Origin of the sequence: Ursidibacter arcticus (assembly GCF_009761375.1) — a bacterium.
In the GTDB taxonomy this organism is placed as follows: domain Bacteria; phylum Pseudomonadota; class Gammaproteobacteria; order Enterobacterales; family Pasteurellaceae; genus Ursidibacter; species Ursidibacter arcticus.
The window spans coordinates 1-4626 of record NZ_LEKM01000191.1 but is presented as its reverse complement, the minus strand read 5'-3'; the positions used below and the strand labels follow the sequence as shown (position 1 = coordinate 4626).

Annotated in this window: 5 protein-coding genes; 2 read left to right on the top strand and 3 right to left on the bottom strand. The window is 38.4% G+C overall.

Annotated elements, in window-relative coordinates; genetic code table 11:
• Window positions 1-227: 227 nt before the first annotated feature.
• A complete protein-coding gene (gene mdh, locus A1D25_RS08585; protein ID WP_157395273.1) occupies window positions 228-1172 on the bottom strand; it encodes a malate dehydrogenase in 945 nt (314 codons plus the stop codon).
• A 198-nt stretch (window positions 1173-1370) separates the two neighbouring features.
• On the opposite strand from mdh, the gene argR reads away from it, so the two are divergent.
• Together argR and A1D25_RS08575 are read left to right on the top strand one after the other, a co-directional pair.
• Window positions 1371-1832 carry a transcriptional regulator ArgR gene (gene argR / locus A1D25_RS08580; protein WP_157395272.1) on the top strand — a complete coding sequence of 154 codons (462 nt, stop codon included), beginning with the start codon at window positions 1371-1373 and terminating at the stop codon, window positions 1830-1832.
• Window positions 1832-2716, top strand: coding sequence for a TIGR01777 family oxidoreductase (locus tag A1D25_RS08575; RefSeq protein WP_157395271.1), 885 nt, complete (start codon window positions 1832-1834; stop codon window positions 2714-2716). Before argR ends, A1D25_RS08575 begins: the two co-directional genes overlap by 1 nt.
• A 47-nt stretch (window positions 2717-2763) precedes the next feature.
• Here A1D25_RS08575 and ychF read toward each other — a convergent pair whose 3' ends face one another.
• Window positions 2764-3855 carry a redox-regulated ATPase YchF gene (gene ychF, locus A1D25_RS08570; RefSeq protein WP_157395270.1) on the bottom strand — a complete coding sequence of 364 codons (1092 nt, stop codon included), beginning with the start codon at window positions 3853-3855 and terminating at the stop codon, window positions 2764-2766.
• Window positions 3856-3925: 70 nt separating this feature from the next.
• Window positions 3926-4510, bottom strand: coding sequence for an aminoacyl-tRNA hydrolase (pth, locus tag A1D25_RS08565; RefSeq protein WP_157395269.1), 585 nt, complete (start codon window positions 4508-4510; stop codon window positions 3926-3928).
• Window positions 4511-4626 lie beyond the last annotated feature (116 nt).

Here is a 4626-nt window from a genome sequence, read left to right as displayed (position 1 = left end):
AATGATTCAGACTGATGACAAACCTCAATTTGTTGTATTCAATAAACGGACGCCAGCGTGGCGTCCCTACACAACAAAATAAAATCTGTTATTTTTCAATTGGTTATAACTTTTCTTGTAGGGACGCCACGCTGGCGTCCGAATGAAAAAAGACTTTGTCAATAATCTGAGTCGAAAACTATGTTTTCGACTTACATAATGACGACATTTTAGACTAAATTCAAGTCTTATCCGTTAATGAACTTTTCACCTAATTCAATATCTGCTTTCAATGTTGGGATCATCGCATCAATAGCAGCTTGTTCATAAGCACTTAATTCACCAATAGGCAATAATTCTTCAACACCATTACGTCCTAAACGAACAGGTTGTGCGAAGAAACGAGCATATTTACCATCACCTTCAACATAAGCATATTCTGTTACTTCTTCACCAGTCAAACCTTTGAGTACAGAACGAGCAAAACGAGCAGCTGCTTGTGCCATTGAAAGTGTTGCAGATCCACCGCCAGCTTTTGCTTCAACTACTTCAGTACCCGCATTTTGAATGCGTTTGGTTAATGCTTCAACTTCTTCTGGAGTAAAGTGAATAGTATCTGCTTCATAAGCCTGAGAAAGTAATGGCAGAATAGTAACGCCTGAATGCCCACCAATCACTGGTACTTTGATACGATTTACATCTTTACCTTTTAACTCTGCAACAAAGGTTTCTGAACGCAATACATCTAGTGAAGTAACGCCAAATAACTTACGCGGATCATAAACACCTGCTTTTTTCAGCACTTCTGCGGCAATTGCAACTGTCGTATTTACAGGGTTAGTAATAATACCGACACAGGCTTTAGGGCAAACAACTGCCACTTTTTCGATTAAATTACGCACGATACCCGCGTTGATATTAAATAAATCAGAGCGATCCATTCCTGGTTTGCGTGCAACACCTGCTGAAATTAAGACTAAATCTGCATTTTCTAATGCTGGAGTTGGGTCTTCACCACTATAACCTGTTGCTTTTACCGCTGTTGGAATATGGCTTACATCTACTGCTACACCTGGAGTTACAGGGGCAATATCATAAAGCGCTAACGTAGTTCCTGCTGGTAACTGTAATTTAAGTAATAGTGCTAATGCCTGACCAATACCGCCTGCTGCACCTAAAACTGCCACTTTCATAGGGTTCTCCTTACTTGAGTATAAAAATGAGATGCTTAAAGTGTATGTAAAATCGTGCAAATATTCAAATATCAAAATTAAATTTTGCGACTTACCGCAAATTTTTCAGAAAAAAAGTCTATTCAGATTGATTTTTTTGCATAAATAAACAAAAATTCAGCATATTATTAGTTATTAATGAATAATAAGGAAATCACAGTGGAAAAAACAGATTCACTTTCAGAAGCATTTAAATCCCTTTTAAAAGAAGAAAAATTTGGTTCACAGAGTGAAATCGTTACTGCGTTACAAGAGCTAGGTTTCACCCACGTCAATCAATCCAAGATATCGAGAATGCTCACTAAATTTGGTGCCGTGCGTACACGCAACACAAAAATGGAAATGGTTTACCAACTTCCAGCAGAATTAAGTGTTCCAACCACATCAAGCCCCCTCAAAAATTTGGTTATTGATATTGATCATAATGATGTGCTAGTGGTTGTACGCACTAGCCCTGGGGCTGCACAGCTTATTGCACGCTTACTCGATTCAATGGGAAAAGCAGAAGGTATTTTAGGTACTATCGCTGGTGATGATACGATCTTTATCACTCCAACTCGTGAAACAAGTATCACCGCACTTATTCACAATATTACCGATCTATTTGAGAGTTCGCTCTAATGCATATTTTCATTACAGGGGGAACAGGCTTTATTGGTGAAGCACTCTGTCAGGCTCTTATAAAACGAGAACATAAACTAACTGTTTTAACTCGCCGTCAATTAGTTGATCAACAAGCGGTACGTTATTGCCAAAGTCTTGCAGATTTCCAAGATTTAAATCAATTTGATGCAGTCATCAATTTAGCTGGCGAGCCGATTTTTGATAAACCTTGGACAGAGCAACAAAAACAAAAGCTACTTTCTAGTCGATTAACTATCACCAAGCAATTAGTAGAGCTGTTCCATAAAAGTGAACAACCGCCTCATACCTTTATTTCAGGCTCTGCTACTGGATTTTATGGAAATTTAAGTTTTACAAAAAAATATGATGAACAAACCGCTTGCGGTACGCAATTCCCTGCTTTGCTTTGCAAAGAATGGGAAGAAACAGCTCTCCACTCACAAAGCTCACAAACTCGAGTTTGCTTATTACGGACAGGCATAGTCTTAGATCAAGCAGGTGGTGCATTACAAAAAATACTCCCTATCTATAAATTAGGTTTAGGGGGGAAACTAGGCAACGGTAAGCAACACTGGGCGTGGATTGCACGAGATGATCATATTCGAGCAATTTTATTTCTGCTGAATAATAAACAGAGCCACGGGGCTTATAACCTAGTTGCACCTAACAGTATCAGTAACGCTGATTTTAACCAGCAACTCGCCAAAGCATTAAAACGTCCTGCATTTTTTAGCGTTCCTAGTTTTCTCTTAACACTAGGGCTTGGTGAGCGTTCGCAATTATTATTAGATAACCAACCGCTTATTCCACAAAAGTTACTCGATGAGGGGTTTAAATTTCAATACCACACACTTGGAGAATATTTGAATAATAATTTTTAAGAAAAACTAAGGGCTAATTTAAGTTTAGCCCTTTATAAAAAATTGATTTATACATTAAAACGGAAATGCATTACATCGCCATCTTGAACAATATAATCTTTACCTTCTAAACGCCATTTTCCAGCATCTTTTGCTCCATTTTCACCTTTATACTGAACGAAATCATCATAGGCAATCACTTCTGCACGAATAAAGCCCTTCTCAAAATCAGTATGAATAACAGCTGCCGCTTTTGGTGCAGTTGCCCCAACTGAAACAGTCCAAGCTCTCACTTCTTTTACACCTGCGGTGAAGTAAGTTTGTAAGTTTAATAATGCGTAGCCTGCACGAATAACACGATTTAACCCAGGTTCTTCAATACCAAGATCTTGTAAAAACTCTGTTTTTTCTTCATCTTCTAGTTCTGCAATTTCTGCTTCAATGGCAGCACAAACAGGCACAACCACTGAACCTTCTTTTGCGGCAAACTCGCGGACTTTTTCAAGATAAGGGTTGTTTTCAAAGCCATCTTCATTCACATTGGCAATATACATTGTCGGTTTTAAAGTTAAGAAGTTATACCCTTTGATAGCGTGCAGTTCATCTTTATCTAAATCAACAGAGCGGATCATTCCTGCATTTTCAAGGACAGGTAAGATTTTCTCCATAATAGAAAGCTCAAACTTAGCCTCTTTATCGCCACCTTTAGCACGCTTTTGTAAACGCTGAATAGCACGTTCACAACTATCTAAATCAGCAAGGGCTAACTCTGTATTGATCGTTTCAATGTCATCAAGTGGATCAATTTTCCCTGCAACGTGAACAATATCATCATTTTCAAAACAACGAACAACGTGTCCAATTGCATCGGTTTCACGAATATTAGCTAAGAACTTATTACCTAAACCTTCGCCTTTACTTGCACCAGCCACTAAACCCGCAATATCAACAAATTCCATTGTTGTTGGTAACACACGTTCTGGTTTAACAATTTCTGCCAGTGCGTCAAGACGTGGATCAGGCATTGGTACAACACCTGTATTCGGCTCAATCGTACAGAACGGATAATTCGCCGCTTCAATTCCTGCTTTGGTTAAAGCGTTAAAAAGTGTTGATTTACCCACATTTGGCAAACCGACAATACCACATTTAAATCCCATAATTTTTCCTATTTTTCATTACTGATGGACTACCTAAAGCGGTAGTTTTTACTCATCTTTTTACAAATTCTTATGCTTTAAAAGCATTTAAGCGGTTGGTTGCTTTCACAATGCCATCTTTAAACAATACATCAACACAACGACTTGCTTCATCAACCGCTGCATCAATCAATGGTTTATCCGTTGGTGATGGCTTACCTAAAACATAACCAGCGACTAAATCTTTATGACCAGGGTGTCCAATACCAATTCGAACACGATAAAAGTTATTGTTATTGCCTAAACTTGCTACAATATCTTTTAGCCCATTATGTCCACCGTGTCCGCCACCTTGTTTAATTTTAGCGATACCGGGCGGTAAATCTAGCTCATCGTGAGCCACTAAAATCTCTTCAGGTTTTATACGGTAGAAGTTAGCCAATGCTCCGACTGCTTTACCACTTAAATTCATAAAGGTGGTAGGAACAAGTAAGCGAACTTCCCCTTGAGCTGTATTGATTTTAGCCACTTTACCAAAGTATTTCGTTTCTTCTTTTAAGGTCACATTATACATTCGGGCAATTTCGTTAATTAACCATTCCCCTGCATTATGACGAGTTTCTTCATACTTCACCCCAGGGTTAGCAAGCCCTACAATTAACTTAATTTGCGACATTGCGATAAATTTCCTATTTGTGCCATAGCTAAATAAATCAGAAAATACTTATTTGCATTTCAGACTGATGACAAACCCTAATTTTTTGTATTCAATTAACGGACGCCAGCGTGGCG